The 19,518-nt window shown below is 43.7% G+C and carries 17 protein-coding genes; 5 read left to right on the top strand and 12 right to left on the bottom strand.

The window, feature by feature from the left end:
• Nucleotide 1: 1 nt before the first annotated feature.
• Entirely contained in the window at nucleotides 2–2,110 is a 2,109-nt protein-coding gene (gene feoB / locus AAA970_RS00855) for a ferrous iron transport protein B (RefSeq protein ID WP_338235626.1), read from the top strand.
• A 197-nt stretch (nucleotides 2,111–2,307) separates the two neighbouring features.
• Here feoB and AAA970_RS00850 read toward each other — a convergent pair whose 3' ends face one another.
• From AAA970_RS00850 to AAA970_RS00840, 3 genes are all read right to left on the bottom strand, one after another.
• Entirely contained in the window at nucleotides 2,308–2,706 is a 399-nt protein-coding gene (locus AAA970_RS00850; protein WP_053406236.1) for a helix-turn-helix domain-containing protein, read from the bottom strand.
• A gap of 146 nt (nucleotides 2,707–2,852) precedes the next feature.
• Entirely contained in the window at nucleotides 2,853–3,182 is a 330-nt protein-coding gene (locus AAA970_RS00845; protein WP_338235625.1) for a type II toxin-antitoxin system HigB family toxin, read from the bottom strand.
• A 141-nt stretch (nucleotides 3,183–3,323) separates the two neighbouring features.
• Entirely contained in the window at nucleotides 3,324–3,653 is a 330-nt protein-coding gene (locus AAA970_RS00840; protein ID WP_338235624.1) for a winged helix-turn-helix transcriptional regulator, read from the bottom strand.
• A 144-nt stretch (nucleotides 3,654–3,797) separates the two neighbouring features.
• Between AAA970_RS00840 and AAA970_RS00835 the strand changes: the two genes are divergently transcribed.
• The 3 genes from AAA970_RS00835 to sigZ all read left to right on the top strand — a co-directional run bounded on the left by AAA970_RS00835 (nucleotide 3,798) and on the right by sigZ (nucleotide 7,099).
• Nucleotides 3,798–4,304, top strand: a complete 507-nt coding sequence (locus AAA970_RS00835) for a lactoylglutathione lyase family protein (protein ID WP_053406239.1) — start codon at nucleotides 3,798–3,800, stop codon at nucleotides 4,302–4,304.
• A 371-nt stretch (nucleotides 4,305–4,675) separates the two neighbouring features.
• Nucleotides 4,676–6,418: an L-dopachrome tautomerase-related protein gene (locus tag AAA970_RS00830; protein ID WP_338235623.1), complete on the top strand. Its 1,743-nt coding sequence runs from the start codon at nucleotides 4,676–4,678 to the stop codon at nucleotides 6,416–6,418.
• Between the two features lie 93 nt (nucleotides 6,419–6,511).
• On the top strand, nucleotides 6,512–7,099 hold the full coding sequence (gene sigZ / locus AAA970_RS00825) for an RNA polymerase sigma factor SigZ (RefSeq protein WP_338235622.1): 588 nt from the start codon (nucleotides 6,512–6,514) through the stop codon (nucleotides 7,097–7,099).
• 800 nt (nucleotides 7,100–7,899) lie between these two features.
• Here sigZ and AAA970_RS00820 read toward each other — a convergent pair.
• The 6 genes from AAA970_RS00820 to AAA970_RS00795 form a co-directional block, all read right to left on the bottom strand.
• Complete coding sequence (locus AAA970_RS00820) at nucleotides 7,900–9,234, bottom strand: alginate export family protein (RefSeq protein ID WP_338235621.1); 1,335 nt, start codon at nucleotides 9,232–9,234, stop codon at nucleotides 7,900–7,902.
• A gap of 21 nt (nucleotides 9,235–9,255) precedes the next feature.
• Complete coding sequence (gene ccsA, locus AAA970_RS00815; protein ID WP_053406242.1) at nucleotides 9,256–10,035, bottom strand: cytochrome c biogenesis protein CcsA; 780 nt, start codon at nucleotides 10,033–10,035, stop codon at nucleotides 9,256–9,258.
• Nucleotides 10,036–10,037: 2 nt separating this feature from the next.
• Nucleotides 10,038–11,306, bottom strand: a complete 1,269-nt coding sequence (locus tag AAA970_RS00810) for a cytochrome c biogenesis ResB family protein (protein WP_338235620.1) — start codon at nucleotides 11,304–11,306, stop codon at nucleotides 10,038–10,040.
• Nucleotides 11,307–11,472: 166 nt separating this feature from the next.
• On the bottom strand, nucleotides 11,473–12,972 hold the full coding sequence (gene nrfA, locus AAA970_RS00805) for an ammonia-forming cytochrome c nitrite reductase (RefSeq protein WP_338235619.1): 1,500 nt from the start codon (nucleotides 12,970–12,972) through the stop codon (nucleotides 11,473–11,475).
• A 19-nt stretch (nucleotides 12,973–12,991) separates the two neighbouring features.
• Nucleotides 12,992–13,576, bottom strand: coding sequence for a cytochrome c nitrite reductase small subunit (nrfH, locus tag AAA970_RS00800; RefSeq protein ID WP_338235618.1), 585 nt, complete (start codon nucleotides 13,574–13,576; stop codon nucleotides 12,992–12,994).
• 255 nt (nucleotides 13,577–13,831) lie between these two features.
• Nucleotides 13,832–13,987 carry a hypothetical protein gene (locus AAA970_RS00795; RefSeq protein ID WP_338235617.1) on the bottom strand — a complete coding sequence of 52 codons (156 nt, stop codon included), beginning with the start codon at nucleotides 13,985–13,987 and terminating at the stop codon, nucleotides 13,832–13,834.
• A gap of 67 nt (nucleotides 13,988–14,054) precedes the next feature.
• Between AAA970_RS00795 and gldB the strand changes: the two genes are divergently transcribed.
• Entirely contained in the window at nucleotides 14,055–15,074 is a 1,020-nt protein-coding gene (gldB, locus tag AAA970_RS00790; RefSeq protein ID WP_338235616.1) for a gliding motility lipoprotein GldB, read from the top strand.
• A gap of 266 nt (nucleotides 15,075–15,340) precedes the next feature.
• On the opposite strand, the gene AAA970_RS00785 is transcribed toward gldB, so the two are convergent.
• The 3 genes from AAA970_RS00785 to AAA970_RS00775 form a co-directional block, all read right to left on the bottom strand.
• Nucleotides 15,341–17,167: an asparagine synthetase B family protein gene (locus AAA970_RS00785; RefSeq protein ID WP_338235615.1), complete on the bottom strand. Its 1,827-nt coding sequence runs from the start codon at nucleotides 17,165–17,167 to the stop codon at nucleotides 15,341–15,343.
• A gap of 86 nt (nucleotides 17,168–17,253) precedes the next feature.
• Nucleotides 17,254–17,901, bottom strand: coding sequence for an endonuclease III (gene nth / locus AAA970_RS00780; RefSeq protein ID WP_053406247.1), 648 nt, complete (start codon nucleotides 17,899–17,901; stop codon nucleotides 17,254–17,256).
• Nucleotides 17,902–18,001: 100 nt separating this feature from the next.
• Entirely contained in the window at nucleotides 18,002–19,147 is a 1,146-nt protein-coding gene (locus AAA970_RS00775; protein WP_338235614.1) for a BamA/TamA family outer membrane protein, read from the bottom strand.
• Nucleotides 19,148–19,518 lie beyond the last annotated feature (371 nt).

Here is a 19,518-nt window from a genome sequence, read left to right as displayed (position 1 = left end):
TGTGCGTGAAAATATTTTAAAGGTTGCCCTTATTGGTAACCCCAACGCCGGTAAGACCTCCATTTTTAACTTACTTACAGGTCTTAATCAAAAAGTAGGAAACTTTCCCGGTGTTACGGTCGATAAAAAATCCGGCCCCTGCAATAAGATTAAATCGCGCAAAGTTCAAATCGTAGACTTTCCCGGCACTTACAGTATTTATCCCCGTTCCGCTGACGAACGGGTATTTTTTACGGAAGTCACCAATCCGGAATCAGATAATTTCCCGGATATGGCGGTTGTCGTGGTGGATGCGGCTCACCTGAAGCGTAATCTTTTGCTTTTCTCCCAAATCAAAGATATGGGCGTGCCGGCTATTATAGCCATGACCATGCTGGACGTATTGCCGGAGAAAGACCAATTAGATCTTGAGCTATTAGCTCAAAAATTAGACAGTCCTATTATTCCGGTGAATGGTAGAAATGGAGAGGGAATGGAGGAATTAATCGCTGAAATCGAGCGATTCGAATATCATATCCCGGAGCCTTTCCTTCCGATGGAATCCTATGTGCATGATGATTTATTCTATCGGGCAACGGCTGCCTTCCCTGATGAGCACCCCTACCGGGTATATCAAATGATGCAGCAGACCGATACCTATGCGGGTATCGGCCCGGAGGACATCGACATCATTGATGAGATCAAGGAAAACTCTTCCTTTAAAAGTCACCAACTGCAGGCACAGGAAACCATAAACCGTTACCGCCTGCTGGATGATATCCTGAGAGAAGTAAAACCTCATAACAAAAAAATTGAGGAAAACCTTCGCGTCTCTTCCCAACTGGACAAAATACTTACCCACCCACTCTGGGGATATTTTATTTTCATTGGAATCTTATTCTTCATGTTCCAGGCCATTTATTCCTGGGCCAGTATTCCAATGGATTTCATAGATGAACAATTCGGAGCATTGGGAGAATGGATTAGTGCTACTCTTCCGGACGGAGCTTTAAATTCGCTCATCAGCGAAGGAATCATTCCGGGGATTGGCGGAATCGTCATTTTCGTTCCTCAAATTGCCATTCTTTTTGCCTTCATCGCACTTCTGGAAGAAACCGGCTATATGGCCCGTGCCGTATTCCTCACCGACCGGATCATGCGGGTATTTGGCCTGAATGGAAAAAGTATTGTGCCACTGATTTCAGGAGTAGCTTGTGCAATTCCGGCGGTAATGGCTGCTCGGAATATCGAAAACTGGAAAGAGCGCCTTATCACCATTTTGGTAGCACCACTGATCAGCTGTTCGGCTCGTCTGCCGGTTTACACCATTCTGATTGCCTTGGTGATTCCGGACGAATCCATCGGTTTCTTTAATCTTCAGGGTTTGGTGCTGATGGGATTATATGTATTGGGATTTGTCCTGGCGCTGGGTATTGCTTTGATTATGCATAAGATCATCAATTCACCTCAACGCCCATTCCTGATCATGGAATTGCCTTCTTTCAGAATGCCCAGATGGAAAAACGTGGGACTAACGATTTATGAAAAATCCAAAACCTTCGTATTCTCCGCAGGTAAAATTATTTTCATCATTTCTATCGTATTATGGGTATTGGCAAGCTATGGTCCCGGAAGTGAAATTGCACAAGCAGAAAGCATCGTCACGGAACAATATCAGGGAAATGATCAGGAAGAGCTGGAAAACCTGATTGCTTCCTATAAGCTGGAGCATTCCTTCGCCGGATATTTGGGCAAAGCCATTGAGCCGGTGATCGAACCGCTTGGATATGACTGGAAAATCGGGATCGCCCTGATCACTTCCTTTGCGGCCAGAGAAGTATTTGTAGGATCCATGGCCACCATTTACAGTGTGGGAACAGATGCCGAAAACACCAAAACGGTGAAAGACCGACTCGCCACGGAGATTAACCCCAAAACCGGATTACCGGTCTTTAATCTGGCCAGTGGAATTTCCCTGATGATATTCTACGCCATTGCCATGCAGTGCATGAGTACACTGGCTATTGTAAAAAGAGAAACTAAAAGCTGGAAGTGGCCGATGGTACAATTGGCCTACCTGACCGGTCTGGCTTATGTTTCAGCCCTGATTGCCTATCAAACATTGATATAGTTTTTCTTTAAAAATACTAAAAAGGCGAACCTCCATGGTTCGCCTTTTTATTGCATTTTTTCCAACGAGAAAATGAATGAGGAGAAAGCAAGCTATCCCAATTGGGCTTAGTTAAAAATCAGGATTTCCACCACAACACACTACAAAACAAGCCCCTGAGAGCCTTACCAATTAAGCCTGAGGGCGTGCAATTCGACTTAGCTTGATTTCAACACCTCCTGATTGAGCAGTTCATAAGGACGGTTAAAAGCCTCCTGCCTTAGTTTAAAGTGATCTGCCAACCTGCGGATACTTTCTTTAGAAAGCCCTTTCTGAAGATTGAGGACTTTAGATACGGTGCTTTTTTGCACCCCCATGATCTCCCCCAACTGACTTTGATTCAAGCTATGACTAGCCATTAATTCCCTTAATAGTGCAATAGGGGAGAGCTCATTAAAAGAGGAATGCTCCTCATCATACTTTTCGATCAGAAAAGTAAGTAACTCTATCTCGTCTTCCAATTCGGGATTCTCCAGGGCTAACAAGGCCTCTAGCTGTTCGCAATAATCTTCATACTGCTCCCGATCCTTGATAATCTTATACTTTAAAGCTTCCATTCCTTTCTCTGTTAAAAACCTTTTAAAACTACTCTTCCGACCACGAATTCACATTATATGGAGGTTATTTACAATATTTGCGATACCACAGCTCACTAATTATTCAAAAGCATAGCTACTGTTCCCATTATTATAAAAATCAGGACCTAAAATTCACTAATGGAATATTGTAAACCTCGCTTACAGATTTTATCGTATTCTGCATGCGTCCCGATCCATTTCACAAAGAGGTGCACCTTGCGGCCGAACAAATATTTGCAGATCATCCGATGGGAATTACCACCAATATTGAAAATAACCCGATCTGAACCCTTCCCTAAAATATCTACAGAATTAAAGGTGGATAATATATCATGAGGCTGGTACCAGTCCGCATAACGAATAGCCATTAACCATGCCTCAAAAGCGGCCTTACTAGATGCATTGGAACGCATATAATCCTCCACCGTCTGCCTCTTTATCAAATGAACTCTCATTATCAGTACTTTAAACTTATAAAATAAGTTTCACAAAATGAAACCACTCCAAAAATTAAGGATGTTTTACCCCTTTAACTGATGAAAACCTCACAAAACTTACAATAAACCAACTATTTTAACATAAAGTACCACGATACATTACACTTGTTCAGCAAGCAAAACCTCACGTCCCCATTGATCTAGTTGCTCCAAAATGGGCAACAAAGATTTTCCTCGCGCACTTAACATATACTCCACTTTCGGAGGCACGACAGGATACACCTTCCGGGCCACCAAACCATCGGCCTCCAACTCCCGAATGGATTGGGTAAACATCTTATTCGTAATCCCTTTTACGCGTCTTTGAAGTATCCCGGAACGCTCTGCACCTTCGCGCAGATGAAACAAGATTAAGGGCTTCCATTTACTACCGATCACCTCCATGGTCTCTGCCAATGGACATACTCCACAACTTTTTTCTGCTTCCATTTAAAAAAAATATTACCGAACAGAACTATTCAGCTCAATTACTACTTTTTGGTAAGTAGGCTACTTTTTAGTAGATACTTGACCATCCAACATTTACCTGCAAGATTTGCACCCAAACAGGATTACAAATTTAAAAGGTGAAAAATGGAAAATAAAACTTATCCAAGAGCATTCTCCCACATTGGTATTACCGTGCCTGATTTAGATCAGGCGATTAAGTTCTATACTGAAGTCATGGGCTGGTATTTATTAATGGGCCCCGAAACGGTGAAAGAAGAAAATGAATCCGCCATCGGGATCATGTGTATCGACGTATTTGGAGAGGGTTGGGAAACTTTCCGCATTGCCCATTTATCCACTTCAGATGGGGTAGGCTTCGAGATGTTCGAATTCCCTAATCAACCCAAAACCAGAGGTATTTTCAATCCTTACCAATCCGGCGTATTCCACTTCTGTGTACAGGACCCGGATGTAGAAGGACTAACAGAAAAAATTGTTGCCGCAGGTGGCAAGCAAAGAATGCCCGTGCGGTATTACTACCCGAATGAGAAACCTTACCGTATGGTTTATGTGGAAGACCCTTTCGGAAATATCTTTGAAATTTACAGCCACAGTTATGAGTTACACTACTCCAGCGGGGCGTATAAATAATACTTACCGGGAGGGATGCATGCTGTTTGCATCCCTCTTGAATTTTGTTTAATTTTTTTAAGCCGTATTATTCATACTTAAATCCTCGTTTAGCGGTAAGGCGGAAAAAATGAAGGAATTTTTCCTATTTCAAATTTTTTCCAACGAAACAGATGAATGAGGAGAAAGCAAGTTTGCCCAAATTTGGGCTATTACAATTCAAAGAAAATTAGTTTTAAAAACCTTAAAATAAACTATTTACGCTTAGTTGATAAATTTAGCGGTGAATAATTCGGGTTAAAATAGTTGATTAGTATCACGGCACACTTTCATTTCCACTCCAGTCCGATTGCTAATCAGACCAACACCCTTCCACCCAATCTACCCTCAAAATGAAAATACTAAACCAACTCCTGATCGCGGCATTCTTAATGTCCGCTTGGGCTTGTGAGCACCCCAAAAAAGAAAAAATCACAAAAGATGACCGCCCGCTGAGTCTGATCGCCAGCTCTTCCAGACAATGGACCGGCATCACCATCAGTCCCGAAGGCCGAATGTTCGTGAATTTCCCCCGCTGGTCCGATGATGTACCTTTGTCAGTAGCGGAAATTATTGACGGTAAGGTAGTGCCTTTTCCTAATGAAGCATGGAATACCTTTAATGGTAAAAATGAGGCAGAGCACTTCACTGCGGTGCAATCCGTCGTGGTGGACGACCGCAATTTCCTATGGGTACTGGATCCGGCGAATCCCCAATTTCAGGGCGTATTGGAAGGCGGTCCCCGTCTGCATCTCTTTAATCTGGATCGGGATGAGTTTGTAAAGACCATTCCTTTCTCTAGAACGACCTGGAGTCAAAACTCCTATTTCAACGATTTGCGAATTGATACTGAGACCGGAATGATATACATTACTGATTCCGGTGCAGGAGGATTAATCATCCTGAATTTAAATACCGGCGTCTCCCGAAAAGTTTTGGCCGACCATCCCTCCACGCAGGCTGAAACGGATTATCTGGTTTTTGAAAATGGTCTTTGGAAAAATCAGGTGCATTCCGACGGCATCGCCCTCTCTCCTGATAAAAAATACCTTTACTATGCCGCTTTAACTGCTCACAGTCTGTATAGAATACCAACAGCAGCTTTGCAAAACCCAACCTTCAATGATGAAGACCTTGCCCATCGGGTGGAGCGAGTAGCCTCTATAGCGGCCCCAGATGGCATGCTGTTCGATAATACCGGCAACCTGTTCATGGCGGATTTGGAAAATGAAGCTGTGGCGGTTTACAATGAGGAGCGATATTTCCAGTTTCTGAAAGATCCAAAAATCCGTTGGGCCGATACCTTTGCCAAAGACCCCGAAGGCAACATTTACTTTACTACTTCTCAAATCAATTATGCTGTCTCAGACCGGAAAGATTATGAAATTTACCGCATCAATATCCAACCAAAACTCCCGGTCAATAAGGGAAAAATCCTGATTGCACTGACCAGTCATGCTGAAATGGGTCAGGGGGGAGAGCCCACCGGCTATTTCCTGTCGGAAGTTTCACATGCCTATTATACCTTCCTGGAAAATGGCTATGAGGTGGCTTTCGTTAGTCCGAATGGGGGAGAGGCACCGCTTACCGGAATGGATACCACGGATATGCAAAACAGGAATTTTCTCAAAGATGACACTGCTCAAAAGCTGGTCAGGAACAGCATTAAGGCTTCGGATATTAATCCAAAAGATTATCGCGCTATCTATTATGCCGGAGGCCACGGGACAATGTGGGATTTCCCGACAGATGAAAATTTGGCGACGATTTCGCAAGTCATTTATGAAGATGGCGGTGTGGTGGGCGCAGTTTGCCACGGACCTTCGGGCTTATTGCCCATCAAGCTATCCAATGGAGAATACCTGATCAAAGGCAAAAAGGTCAATGGCTTTTCTAATGAGGAAGAAACGGCCATGAAGCTGGAAAAAACGGTTCCCTTGCTTTTGGAAGATGCCCTGATTGAAAGAGGAGGTATCTTTTCCAAAGGTCCGATGTGGGGCGACTATTCCGTAGCGGATCAGCGGGTGGTCTCCGGACAAAATCCCGCCTCTGCACACAGTGTAGCTCAAAAGATGGTCGACTGGCTAGCCAAATAACACTAAAACGAAAGCCGTGGCAGTAGCTGCGGCTTTTTTTATGCATTATTTTTGCGTCTTTTTCAGAGAGAATCGTCTATCAAAGAAAAAGGCATGACGGAGCATATCTGGAACAATTTCAAGGATCAATTAGGTGGCTTTATTCACAAACGTGTCAATGACTATGAAACCGCTGAGGACATTTTGCAGGATGTTTTTGTGAAAATTCACCTGAAGTCCGATAGCCTCAAAGATCAGGATCAGCTCTCCAGCTGGCTTTACCAAATTACCCGCAACACCATTATTGATCATTACCGTAAAAAACAGCTGGTCGATTATCAGGAAACCTATAACATTCCCGATTTAGAGGAAGCGCAAAATCTCAATGGAGACTTTCTTCCCTGCCTGCTACCTTTTATTAATCAATTACCGGAAAAATATCGCCACGCGCTGGAGAAATCGGCACAAGGTACCCTCAATCAAAAGCAATTGGCCGAAGAACTTAACCTCAGTTACTCCGCTGCCAAATCCAGAGTACAACGCGGACGACAAAAATTAAAAGCGCTATTTCAGCAATGTTGTGGAGCAGAAACAGATCGTTACGGCAATATCCACGATTACCAGCCCAAATGCAACTGCCGAAAAAACTGTGAAGCCGGGGCAAGCCATTGTACCTGCGCCATCACGCAGCGCAACAGTTAATCGATTTGAAAAATTTTTGCGTCTTTTTAAAAGTGGTCCGTCTTATAGGGTGAAATAATTTTAACACCTAAACATTTCAAAAGATGAGTAATTCAAATGCTTGTTGCACACCGGAAACCAACTGTTGCGAACCTCAAAACGACCAGAACTGTAAGTGTGAAAACGGAAAATGCGAATGTCAGTGCGGAGATCAAAAGTGTGAGTGCGTCTGCAATGAGGATGGAACTTGTACTTGTACCTGCACCTGCGCAGATGGAAGCTCCTGTACCTGTGATTGCCAAAACAATCAAAAGACCGACTGCTGTACTACCGAAGCCTGCTGTTAAGCATTATCAAAATGAAATCAGGGTGCTTCCTTTTTAGGGGGGCTGCTACCGCAAGGGTTCGCATCGGGCTGGCGTGGCTCGCTCTTTTTCCGAGCCGCTACGCTGTCAGGCTGGAAAAAGGAGCTTAACCCGGATTTTTCATGCTTAAATCCTCGTTTAGCTGTAAGGCGGAAAAAATGAAGGAATAGTTTCCTATTTCGAGTTTTTTCCAACGAAACAGATGAATGAGGAGAAAGCAAGCTTGCCCAAATTTGGGCTATTATAAACTAAAGAAAAAAATTATAATAAACTGAATTAAAGCTACTTATACTTAGCTGATGAATTTAGCGGTGAATAATTCGGGTTTAACAGGCCCACTTCATCCCTGCCCCGATTGAAAAACCGAAAGTCCGTTTTTAGCAGTTCCAAAATCGTTAAAAACAAAACAGGCCTCCCGAATCGGAAGGCCTGTCTTTTATCTCTTCAATGGATGGATTACTTAAACGTAGTCGCAAAAATCGTAGGATTAATATTCACACTCAACCAGGCCCAGTTCTGACCATTGGAAGAATTTCCTGTTGGATAGAGCAATTCCATTTGCTCACCGGCAAACATCTGAGAGAATCCACCCACCAAAGTAACGTCTTTCGCCACTTTATAAGCAAAGGATAGATCCAGTTCCGTTCCCAAATAAGTACTTTCAGAACCTCCCTGCTCGTTCTTGATAGAAGCTGCGCTGTTGAAATGGTGTAAAGTACCGGTAATCGCCAATTTAGGATTCACCTTATAAGTGGTTCCGATGTTTTTATCAAACAGACCTACACTTCCACCATGGTTACCCACATAGAAGTAATCCATGAAGCCATAGAATTTGTGGTGAGTCCCGAATAACGGATCAAAAGATTTATTTCCCTCTACAGGAACAACTCTTTGCTCACCAGTAGCAATTCCGTTGTCATCTACTATATCAACTACTTCTCCATCGTTACCGGAAACGTAATCCAATCCACCGGTGAAAGTCCAGGCAGATCCTTGTGCGTTATACGCTACTTTAACAGCGGCAAGGTTTGCGTTTACATTCTCCACACCGTTGTTATTACCGAACTGATGGTAGTAAGTCGCATACACCATCCAACCATTGTTTTTGTAGGTCCAGTTGGTGCCCACCGTCTGCAGATTATTTAAGCCTGAAACAGGACCATCAGCGTCCATCTTCTGGAAGCCTAAATTCATGAACAATGCCGTTGCTGACAGTTGCTCGGAGAATTGATAGCTCGTCCACAAATACTGCATGCTTTTGTAAGGCTGGCCGCTTGGCGTGTATAAGTTATCAAACTTATTTTCACCATTCTGGCTGTAAGCCAAACCCAAATGCGCCTGAAAATCGTTCAGTTCCACTTTAGTCAGGAACATATCGTGCCAGTCCAAAGTTCCCAGAATACGATCATCATCATAAGCCGCCTGCTGACGACCAATTTTGAAAGCCACCGCATTAGAAACGGCATATTCAGCCCACGCCTCATTCAACATGAAGGAACCTTCCATCTCTGTTTGTGGAGTCGCCCCCCATACAGAAACATTCTGACCCGACATTCCGACTTTCAACTTACCGCTTGCATCGGTATAGTAGGCACTTAATCGTGCACGGTTATTAATAAAAAATGCAGGATCTGCGCCTTCCGGCTTTAATCCATGTGATCCATTGCGGAATTCCGCACGTGGACGAATCTGAGCTTTCACTTCAAATTTAGATTCGCCCTCTTCTTGCGCATAAGCAGGGGCAGACCACAATGCAGCCAGCATGCCTAATAGTAAGTAATAGTTTTTCATAGGTTGATTTTACCCAAAAATTTACGACGTATATGTATGTACACTGCTCGCCGCAGATGGTAAATAGTTAATACCAAACCAGCAGATCAGTAGTACAATAAATGCAATAGCTAGCGTCCACAGTGCTGCAGACTCTTTTTTAGGATGAAAATGGCGATAGTGGATGTAAATCATATAAGCCAGCCACGTAATGAAAGCCCAGGTTTCCTTTGGATCCCAGGTCCAGTAATGGCCCCAGGCTTCTTTCGCCCAAAGCGCCCCGAACAATAAGCCCAAAGTCAAAAATGCCGTTCCCACATACACCAAATGATCACCCATTTTCAACAAACTCAAACTCTTCTTCGGCTGAATCAGTCCCTGAATCGCCACCACCGAGGAAGCGGAAAGAATCGCATAAGCGAAAAGGTATACAATCACATGGGGAACGAACCATACCGAACGCAATGCCGGCATCAAAGCCTTATTCATGGCCTCAGGATTCATTACATTTATGCTGATAAACATCACCGACATCCCACAGGCATAAGCCAGCAGCCAGAAATATTTCCAGCGACGGTAGCCTAACAAACCAATAAGCGGAATGAATAGCGAATACCAAAGGCGCGTCTCGCCCAATGTTCTCATCGGTGGACGGTCCAGATGCATCCACATGGCAGCGATAAAACCACCAAAAAGCAGAATCCCCAAGAAGAACAAGACATTCACCACCTTGTCATCCCATTTTTTAAATGCTCCGAAAGTTCCGGTTGTCCACAGTGCTCCACTGATCATACCGATGTATGGAAAAATTGCCCAGCTCATCCTTATGCTTGTTTTGATGGTTCTACTTTATCTTTATTCAGGGTGAACAGATAAACCGCTCCGGCGATCATCATAAATACCCCGATGTACACGACCCACAACCATGGATCTCTCACCAACTCCACCACTGACAGATTGGACCACTTGCCTTTCTCGGCATCATAGCTCAATTGGTAAATTTTCCAGTCACCCACCTTTATCGGATGGTTCACCTCAATCAGTGCTTCCTCGGAAGTTTCCTCTTCCGGACGGAAGATTTTCACCTCAGACGCATATCGCTTAGGATCCGGCGGTGCCATGGCTAAAGTGTGCGTGCTGTCCAGCATTAACCATGCAGGAGAAGCCGCAAAGCTACCTGCACTTACCCAGCCTTCCACTTTCTCGCCATTCGGCTTGGTCACCTCAGCGTATACGGTAGCGGCTGCACCAATTTGATTCACTTCCTCATAGCGGGCATTTGAGGCATCCGCCACATAAGCGGCAGCAGGCATCAATCGCTTCACCTGAATATCAAAGCCCATCATATTGCCGGCGGTAGAATCATTTTCTACCGTGAGGAAATACTGTGCAGCATCATCATAAATCTGTCCGGTCTTCGGGTGTACCATCATCAGTTTCGGATCGTATTCCTCCATGATAAACGCTTTCAACTCCAAAGCCAGATCCAGTTCGTAAATCTGCCCTTTGGCATCATACGCTCTCCATTCCGGCTGTCCGGTGTATAAATCCATTGACAGGCGTTGCACATCATAAGCGCCAAATCCGGCCGCCCACAGGGCAATCCACAAACCGGCATGGTTCGCAAAGAAACCCCAGTTTTTATTCCGCCATGGGAAGCAACGCTTCATGGTAGCAAAACCAAGAGAAACTAACAGGAAGAAATAAGATAAAATGAAAGGGTAGGAAGAGGTCATCTGATTCCAGCCCAAATCCATGATCCAGTGCGGATCCAAATGCGCTTGCTGTGGCGTAAGCGCCATGATCACGGACAACAGCCCGAAGAAAGATAAGCTCACAATCGCCACTGGTACTCCGGCCAGCCATTTCACCCAGGCTTTTTTTCTATTGAAGAAATAAAGTAAAACGATGGCAGTTACCAAAACTGTTCCCGCAATGATATTGGCCGGCCACATCATGGCCACATCGGGAAATGGCCCATTCATAAATTGAAGTGCGGCTCCAATCAACCACAAGCCCGCAACCGTCACCCATGCTTCCGCATATCCCAGAGCGCCTGTCCAAAGCTTTCTTTTCTGCTTCTTGTTTTCCATCTTCTTAGCAATAGATTTTCTTGATTCCTGACAATTCACAGATCAAAACATGATCATTGATAGTGTTTTGCGTAAAAAACGGGAGAATGAACTCCTCCCGTCTTTACATTGCCTCTTAAGCTTAGCAATTCAAAGATTGCTCCAAAATGCTTGCCTCGAAATTGTTTTATTTCATCAACTTACCATTTGCCTTGGCTTCTTCCAACCACTTAGGCAATAGGTTTTGCTTGAAGTCTTCTTTTTCTTTTTCCAACTTCGCCATGTCCAAACCAACGGTTTTCTGTGCTTTCTCTTTCGTAGAGAAATCTGGAAGTGGAACATCTTTGGTATAACCTAAGTCAACCAATACTTTCTTGATCTCCATACGTGCCTGGTAAGACTTCTCAAGCGCAGATCCCAAGATACGAGCAATCTCTACTGGTGCGTGGAAAGAGGAACCGTGTGCCGCAACAGCGAAATCCCATCTCCAACCCGCGTGGCGAATCATAGTCAAAGCTTCTTTCATTTGTGCTGGAGTTGCACCTTGTTCCCAGGCGAAACCTGCTTCCAGGTGAGCAATCGCCAATTCACGCTCTACTTTATCACGTGTTTCTTTGATCGCATCCTGACGCTCATAAACGTTAGCCGTCAATGTTTCTGCATCCTCGCGGTGACATACCTGACAAGAGTTTGCAATGTTATTCAATGGAGACTGGATGTGGTGATCAGTGAATTTCTGACCGCCTTCAGTTTTATAAGGCATATGACAGTCCGCACAAGATACACCACGCTGACCGTGGATACCCATTTGCCAGGTTTCATAACCCGGGTGCTGTGCTTTCAACATCGGCGCTTTGGAGATAGAGTGAGTCCAGTCAGAGAAATCGATCGCATCGTAGTATTTCTCCATATCCTCTACTTTGAAACCTTCATCCCATGGGAAAGTCAAGTAATTCTCTTTGCCATCACGCTTGTCGAAGTAGTACTCTACGTGACACTGCGCACAAACCAAAGTACGCATCTCCTGGTGAGAAGCATCATTGATATCTTTACCCTGACGCTCGAAAGCTTCGGCCAATGCCGGACGGCTGATTTGCAAGTTCATGGTCTCAGAATCGTGACAGTCTGCACAACCAATTGGGTTCACAATCTCAGAACCTTTACCGGCCCACTTTCCTTTGTAGAATTCTGCCACTCCATGCTCCTCCATCATACGAGGTACATCCGGAGACTTACAAGTCCAACAAGTCGCTGGCATAGGACCGTCATTCTCATCTACTGGACCACCTGTACGTAAAGTGTTTTGAATATCCTCCACCGCATAGAAGTGACCACGTGGTGCATTATAGTCTTTAGAGAAACCATAACCTGCCCAAAGTACCACCAAATTTGGATCCTCTTCCAACATGTCACGCTCTACATTTCCATTGTATTTTGAAACGAAATCCATTTCCGAAGTCTCCTTCCAGGACTGGTACTCGCGAGGATAATTCTCTCCCCACAATTCGTTTCTTGCTTCTGTTTTAGACAAAGCTTTCATTGGTTTGTTCACCAGCTGAGCTTCAACCCGTCGCTCAGTAATAGAAGAAGCCAACAAGCCCAGGCAGAAAACTGCTACCAGGGAAAGTCCGAATAACAACCAACCCAACCAGGGTTTATTGTTTACGCTTTTGGAAATATTCGCCATATCAATATCTAATTAAATCTTATTTCTTATTCGTTTTTTCTTTTAACCACTTTGGCACTACCGATGAAGGTAATGGCACACGCGCATTAGGCGTTGAGGACAAACTATTCACCCGGCCGTGTGGCACCTCGCGGTGACAATCCCAGCATAATTTACCTTGCCCATGTTCTGCTTCCTGAAAGCTCACCTGTAGATTATCGTTAGCGGAAGTCAAATGATCATGACAACGCTGACAGTTCTCCTGTACTACGGTAGCTCCTGCTTCATGAATCTTGATCACCTGAGGCTCTAAGCGCAAAGTGAACATCGTCGCATGGCGCAAACCGTCCATGGCTTTGAAATAATACTTGCGCGCCTGCGTATCATGCGGCACATGGCAATCATTACAAGTTGCCTGCTCACGGTGGGAGCTGTGCTGCCAGGTTGCATACTGAGGAGCCATGATGTGACAGTTCACACAGGCCGCAGGATCATCGGATAAATACACCCATGCTTTAGATACATAAAAGGTGTACGCCCCCAAACCAGCAAAAACTCCCAATAGCAAAATAACAGGAATTCGCCACTGCTTCGGTGGCATTAGAAATCTGAAAACCTTCCCCATATTCTATATTAGTTTACCATAAAGGAGGGAAGAATCAGTTGCTTTAGAAGGGATTAAGATTAGGTTGGAATATGACAATTGTCAGGGATGAATAATTTTTTAATAAGATCCATTGTTGATTATGAAATTGATGAAAAATGAGTCCCCCAAACCAAAAAATTGTTATTGGTTTCATTCAATTGAAATTATTTAGAATGATTCTAAATGGTATTATCACTAAAAATAATAGTGGAATAGGAAATAATTATGTCAACATTAAACATACTCAAGCCACTCATCCTTAAAGCGCAATAAGGAAACCAGATTGTTAATATCATTTTTCATAACACCGATCGCAATATCAACTCCCTGAAAAATATAATTATTCCAATACAACCCTAAAAAATAATTTTCAATAAGATTTAAATTCATACAGTATTTTTCCTTTTAATTTTATACTTATTTCACCTTATGAAAAATTGCCATAAATTTACCGTCTATGAATTTCAGCAAAATTAAATATTTCATGGTCCTTTTGACTGCGATTGCATGTGGCCGCAATCAAACAGAGGATCCTTGTGGCCAACAACCCAATACCGAAAATATTGCACTCCAATTGGACTTTACTTCGACCGCTTCTGCACTAAAAAAAATATCATCCAAAGAAGAAGTTGCGCTATTTTTAAAAAACCAACCGGCCTTTGCTACCCTCTTTTTGAAACAGGGACAGCACCCACACGATTCTATCCTGGTCAATCAGCTATTTGACCGCAGTCAGCATCCGGCCTTTCAGGAATTAATCCAGGAATCGGAAAAAGTTTTCGATCAATATGACCTCAAGCAGGAGTTTGAGCAAGCTTTTAAAAACATCAAATACCATTACCCCGAATTTAAGGCACCGAGAATCGTGACAGGCGTTACCGGCTTTGACACCAACTTTCAGGGCTTTGACGACGACCTCTACGTTTCGGACAGCCTCATTATCATCGGGCTGGATTATTTTCTTGGAGAAGGCGCCAAATACCGCCCCAACAGCATGCCACAGTATATTTTGCGAAGATACTCACCGGAATATATTGTCCCTTCAGTAATCAACCAACTGGCCGATGGCTTTATGCGCTCCAATGCCAAGGACCGCAGCATGCTGGCGGACATGATATTTTATGGAAAGTCGTATTATTTCACCAAACAAATCCTCCCCTGCGTGGCAGATACGGTGATCATTGGCTATACCGAGGAGGAATTTAATGAATCAAAGGAGCACAGTAAAGTGATTTGGGCCAGCCTGGTGAAAAATCAAATGCTATATGAATCCGGTAATGAATTAAAGAAAAAGTTCATTGGAGAGCGCCCGAAAACACTGGAAATAGGTGAAAAATGCCCGGGAAGAATTGGCCAATGGGTAGGCTGGGAGATCGTAAAGAAATATATGGAAGAAAATGAATCCGCTGACTTAAAAAGCCTGATGGCCAATCCGAATGCAGAAAATATTTTTGCCAATTCTAAATACAAAGGCTAGGGCAAAACCCCACTATTAACCCGAATTATTCACCGCTCAATTCATTAACTAAGCGCAACAACTGGTTTTTAGTTTGTTATGATATGTTTTCTTTGATTTATAATAGCCCAAAATTGGGCAAACTTGCTTTCTCCTCATTCATCTGTTTCGTTGGAAAAAAATGAAATAGGAAAAATTTCTTCATTTTTTCCGCCTTACCGCTAAACGAGGATATACGCAAGAATAATCCGGCTTAGAAAAAGGAAGAGCCTGCGCCCTTCCTTTTTTTATTCCCCAAAATGAAAATCTAACCAGGCGCCCATCACAGCGGCTGCCCACAGTTGGTCCTCAAACTGAGCTTTTCCTTTTTCCGCCGCTTTCAGCATGCCCTGGATTTCCTCGAAGTCCAAATATTGATACACCAGCGCATCTTCCTTTTGCAGTTGATGCTTAATTATATCTGCCCTGCCGGATTTTAAATAATTCGCAAGCGGTAAGCGACTTTCGTAATGTGGCCGCGCGGCAACCTTATCCTTGGCCCAATTCTTCAACCAATGCTTTACAGTCGCATTTTGCTCACTATTAAAGTGTATGGCAGATTTTAAGCCTTCTTCCAGCACCAACTCATTCAAAAAAGGATACCGCACCTCAATCCCATTCTGACGATAAAACTGGGAAGACTCCACATATAAGCGACCTGGAAGATCTTGCTTAAACTGCCATTCCCGCAGCGCTTTATAATCACTCCCCATATCCCCCTCTGCGCTATCCCCAAATAAGCTGAATAAATTTTGCGCCGTGATCGAGGGGGATTCGTCAATATGTCTGCCCAACAAATGAATTAAGTCCAGGTGCTTTTTAACTGGCAGAAAAGATTTTGAAGGCAATACCCCTTCCAGCTTTTTAATCATGGGAATCCATGACTTTAACAAATCATATTTTTCGAGATACAAGCCAAAACCAAAAGTAGCATTATCCGCTCCCAACAAGGTGTTTCCCCCTTCAGCAGATAACACCACTTCGGATCGGCCATCAATAAACTGTGCCAGCAGATAATGAATAAATCCGCTCATTCTCAGACAGGGCACCTCCATTTGGGAGATGTAATCTTCCCAGTGCTCTAATGATTTTTCAGTAAGCAAATCCTGATATAATGCTAATCCCTCCTCATAGGAAGTATCTTCCGCAAACTTATAATCCGCATATCGCTGATCCACCTCTGAAGGATCCACTGCAAGTCCATAAGCCAATGCGGGGCGGATGCCTGCCTCCCTTCCTAAAGCCGCCAAAGTGGTACTCATCTGACCGCCGGTAAAAAGCAAACCAATGTTCTTATCCCCTGAGGTTTCCATGAACAAAGTATCGATCAAAGCCTCCTTCAATCCCTCCTCATCAGTTTCCGTTTGCGCAGAAAAGTAGTTATCCACCGACTTACACACATTTGTGGAAAACTGCCAACCTTCCTTTCCACAGCTAAGCTGCAGCTGCGTCCCCCATGTAAGGTTTTTTACATTTTTATAAATGGTAGCCCCCTCAGAGACGTAACCCTGAGATAACAGTTTCGCAACTTCCACCTGATCAAGCGCTTTATCTGTCAAGCCCGATGCAATAACGGAGGACAATGAGGTGGAAAACACCCAAAAATTTTCCGACTGATAGTTGAATATTTGCTTCGAACCATAAGAGTTATCCACAATTTTCAACTTATTAACAGACTTATCCACATAAAATCCCGCAAAATCACCATTTATCTCTGAATATTGGGGATTTTCGACCCTTTCCTCCCATTTCATCCACACCTCCGCCACAGACATGGAACCAAATACAGCCCTTTCACTGACCAGTTGATTTTTAATATCATGATAATTAAAGAGTTGCCCATCCATGGCCGCATATCGTGTACGTTCTTTGGTGGAAACGGGCTGTAAACTCCGGACATCTTTGTCATCCAACAGCAAATTATTCACCCCAAGGAAGATTTGCCCTTCCGGCATGTGGATTACTTCCCATCGCCCCGCTGAGTTTCCATAACCTTCTGCCGCCTGCAGCATCCGCTCTATAACTTCGGTGGTTAACACTCCCTGACGATCCCAAATTGCATGTATTGCTGACATATTTAGTTTGAATAATTTCTATTGGAATAACGGCTATGGCCTTCCCACAAAGGTTGACAATCACTGAAAAAACATAGCCTGAATATTTATATAAACGCGCCCTTTTCAAAGGAACGGCAAAAGGCCGAAATCTTACAATCTTCACATTTTGGCTTACGCGCCAGGCAAATATAGCGCCCATGTAAAATCAACCAATGATGCGCCTTGGGCACCACCTCTTTGGGGATGTGGCGCATCAATTGTTTTTCCACCTCCAAAGGAGTAGAAGCATTCTGATTCACCAGTCCCATCCTTTTGGATACACGAAAAACATGGGTATCCACCGCCATGGCAGGCTGATTGTAAATCACCGATACGATCACATTGGCCGTTTTCCGACCCACTCCGGGCAATTTTACTAATTCCTCTACCGTAGCAGGGACTTCACTGTTAAAATCCTCCACCAACATTTTCGCCATTCCAATCAGGTGTTTCGTCTTATTGTTGGGATAAGAAATGGATTTGATATAGGGGAAAAGCTCATCAAAATGCGTGGCCGCCAAATGCGCTACGGTAGGAAAGTCTTCGAAAATTTTCGGCGTCACCATATTGACGCGCTTATCTGTACACTGGGCAGATAGGGCCACGGCGACAATAAGTTCATAAGGATTGGAATAATTGAGCTCTGTTTCAACTTCCGGCTGGGCTTGGGCGAAATAGTCCAATATGCCCTGATAGCGTTCTTTACGGGTCATGATTTATGGCTTGTTTTCCACAAATTACACCCTTGTCGCTCAGCTGTGCAATTTTTCCTGAAAGATTCCTGCCTCAACAGCAATAATTCCCGCCCCTTTTTTAGAAGGCCTCCCGCATGGTAAAGAATATGGCCATCTCTTCTCCGGCAGTTTTGCCCACATCCAGGCGGAAATTCAAATGATCATCCGGCAATAGCTGAAATCGCAATCCGGCACCATACATCCATTTGCCATTTTTCACAAAGGGATTTTCCCATTCCGCATGCGTATTTCCCCAGCCCCCAAAAGCAGCAGCCCCAAATCGCCCGTAAATATGCCGGCGATATTCTGCCTGTACATAATAGATTTGATTATCAATATATCGGTTCGGGTGACCAATGGCTCGAAAATGATGCTTACCCCCCAATTGCGGTAATTTGTAAAAGGGCACATCATCCCCCAGGACAAACTCATAATAAGCCTGAGCACCAATCACGTTTTTGGCGGAACCAATTTTCCAAAAGGAAGCCAGATCCAGTTCCAAATGATGAAAGTTAAAATCCCCGAAATAGTAGCGATAGTCAAAAGTAAATAATTGCCCCCGGCTAGGATACAGGATATCATCCCGGGTATCAAAACGGGCATCCAGCCCCAAACCTGTGGTAAACCCTCCTTCAAATCCCCTGATACTTTCATCCAGGCTCTCTCCTTCAAAACGACTATTATCTACCCAGGAAACATCATAAGACAGTCCCAGAAAAAACACATCGGTTAGTGGGTTCAGCCAAACGCCTGTGGCCCCAAAAGTATTGGTTAAAAATTCGGTAGGCGCAACATTGGGTCCACCAATACCATAGAAAGTATCCGGAATTTGATACCAAAGAATTCTGGCACCCAGAAGCCAGCCATTCGTGTGATAATAAATCACATCCGTATCCAGCATCATTTGCCCTTTGGTAGAATACGCAAAAGAAGGAATGATCGTCGTTGGTCTGCTGTACTTGGTTTCCCTTTTACGTTCTTTCTGATCTTTCAGTACGATCACAGGCATAATGCCTACATCTAAACCTGCCCTTTCAGAATAATCCAGCAAAGGATAAAAGGACAGGGTATATTTTTCTTTATCAATAGTCACCCAATCCATTACATCTTCCACCAGCTTCATCTCTTGCCCTGAGGACAAACTATCAGCTTGATGTTGCGCATGGGCACTCCCTTGACAAAAACCAATAAACAATAGAAAAAGGGCAAAAAGAGGCTTACTCAAAACGATATTGTATTTTTAGAGATTCTAGTTACGCAAAAATCCCCGATAAAACCTCAGAGTGACCTGTTTTTAGAATCCAATTAATCCTTTCCATTATAATTTCACTATAAAAATAGGAGGATAATTTTTAGATCAAATCCCCCCATACCATCCTCATGATGAAGCAGCACAACCATTATTATACACTCTATTTTTTTGACTCCAATAAAAACAGAAACCGCTCAGCTACAGCAACAACACAAATAAAACTACACTAAATACTATTAGAATGAAGAAGGATTTAGAAACGACTGAAGATTAACTTTTTTCTAACTGATCTCTAAGGGAGACCATGATTTTTTTTTGCTGATTTGCGCTCATTAAGAGCCATC

Origin of the sequence: Persicobacter diffluens, assembly GCF_036244895.1 — a bacterium.
Taxonomy (GTDB): Bacteria; Bacteroidota; Bacteroidia; order Cytophagales; family Cyclobacteriaceae; genus Persicobacter; species Persicobacter diffluens.
Note: the sequence above shows the minus strand (reverse complement) of the source record. Positions and strands in the feature narration are given on the sequence as shown.

What these genes read in the sequence shown, in the direction of transcription:
- AAA970_RS00850 (WP_053406236.1), bottom strand. Translation starts at nt 2,706, where the DNA reads ATGGAAGCTTTAAAGTATAAGATTATCAAGGATCGGGAGCAGTATGAA.
- AAA970_RS00845 (WP_338235625.1), bottom strand. Translation starts at nt 3,182, where the DNA reads ATGAGAGTTCATTTGATAAAGAGGCAGACGGTGGAGGATTATATGCGT.
- AAA970_RS00840 (WP_338235624.1), bottom strand. Translation starts at nt 3,653, where the DNA reads ATGGAAGCAGAAAAAAGTTGTGGAGTATGTCCATTGGCAGAGACCATG.
- AAA970_RS00835 (WP_053406239.1), top strand. Translation starts at nt 3,798, where the DNA reads ATGGAAAATAAAACTTATCCAAGAGCATTCTCCCACATTGGTATTACC.
- AAA970_RS00830 (WP_338235623.1), top strand. Translation starts at nt 4,676, where the DNA reads ATGAAAATACTAAACCAACTCCTGATCGCGGCATTCTTAATGTCCGCT.
- sigZ (WP_338235622.1), top strand. Translation starts at nt 6,512, where the DNA reads ATGACGGAGCATATCTGGAACAATTTCAAGGATCAATTAGGTGGCTTT.
- AAA970_RS00820 (WP_338235621.1), bottom strand. Translation starts at nt 9,234, where the DNA reads ATGAAAAACTATTACTTACTATTAGGCATGCTGGCTGCATTGTGGTCT.
- ccsA (WP_053406242.1), bottom strand. Translation starts at nt 10,035, where the DNA reads ATGAGCTGGGCAATTTTTCCATACATCGGTATGATCAGTGGAGCACTG.
- AAA970_RS00810 (WP_338235620.1), bottom strand. Translation starts at nt 11,306, where the DNA reads ATGGAAAACAAGAAGCAGAAAAGAAAGCTTTGGACAGGCGCTCTGGGA.
- nrfA (WP_338235619.1), bottom strand. Translation starts at nt 12,972, where the DNA reads ATGGCGAATATTTCCAAAAGCGTAAACAATAAACCCTGGTTGGGTTGG.
- nrfH (WP_338235618.1), bottom strand. Translation starts at nt 13,576, where the DNA reads ATGGGGAAGGTTTTCAGATTTCTAATGCCACCGAAGCAGTGGCGAATT.
- AAA970_RS00795 (WP_338235617.1), bottom strand. Translation starts at nt 13,987, where the DNA reads ATGAATTTAAATCTTATTGAAAATTATTTTTTAGGGTTGTATTGGAAT.
- gldB (WP_338235616.1), top strand. Translation starts at nt 14,055, where the DNA reads ATGAATTTCAGCAAAATTAAATATTTCATGGTCCTTTTGACTGCGATT.
- AAA970_RS00785 (WP_338235615.1), bottom strand. Translation starts at nt 17,167, where the DNA reads ATGTCAGCAATACATGCAATTTGGGATCGTCAGGGAGTGTTAACCACC.
- nth (WP_053406247.1), bottom strand. Translation starts at nt 17,901, where the DNA reads ATGACCCGTAAAGAACGCTATCAGGGCATATTGGACTATTTCGCCCAA.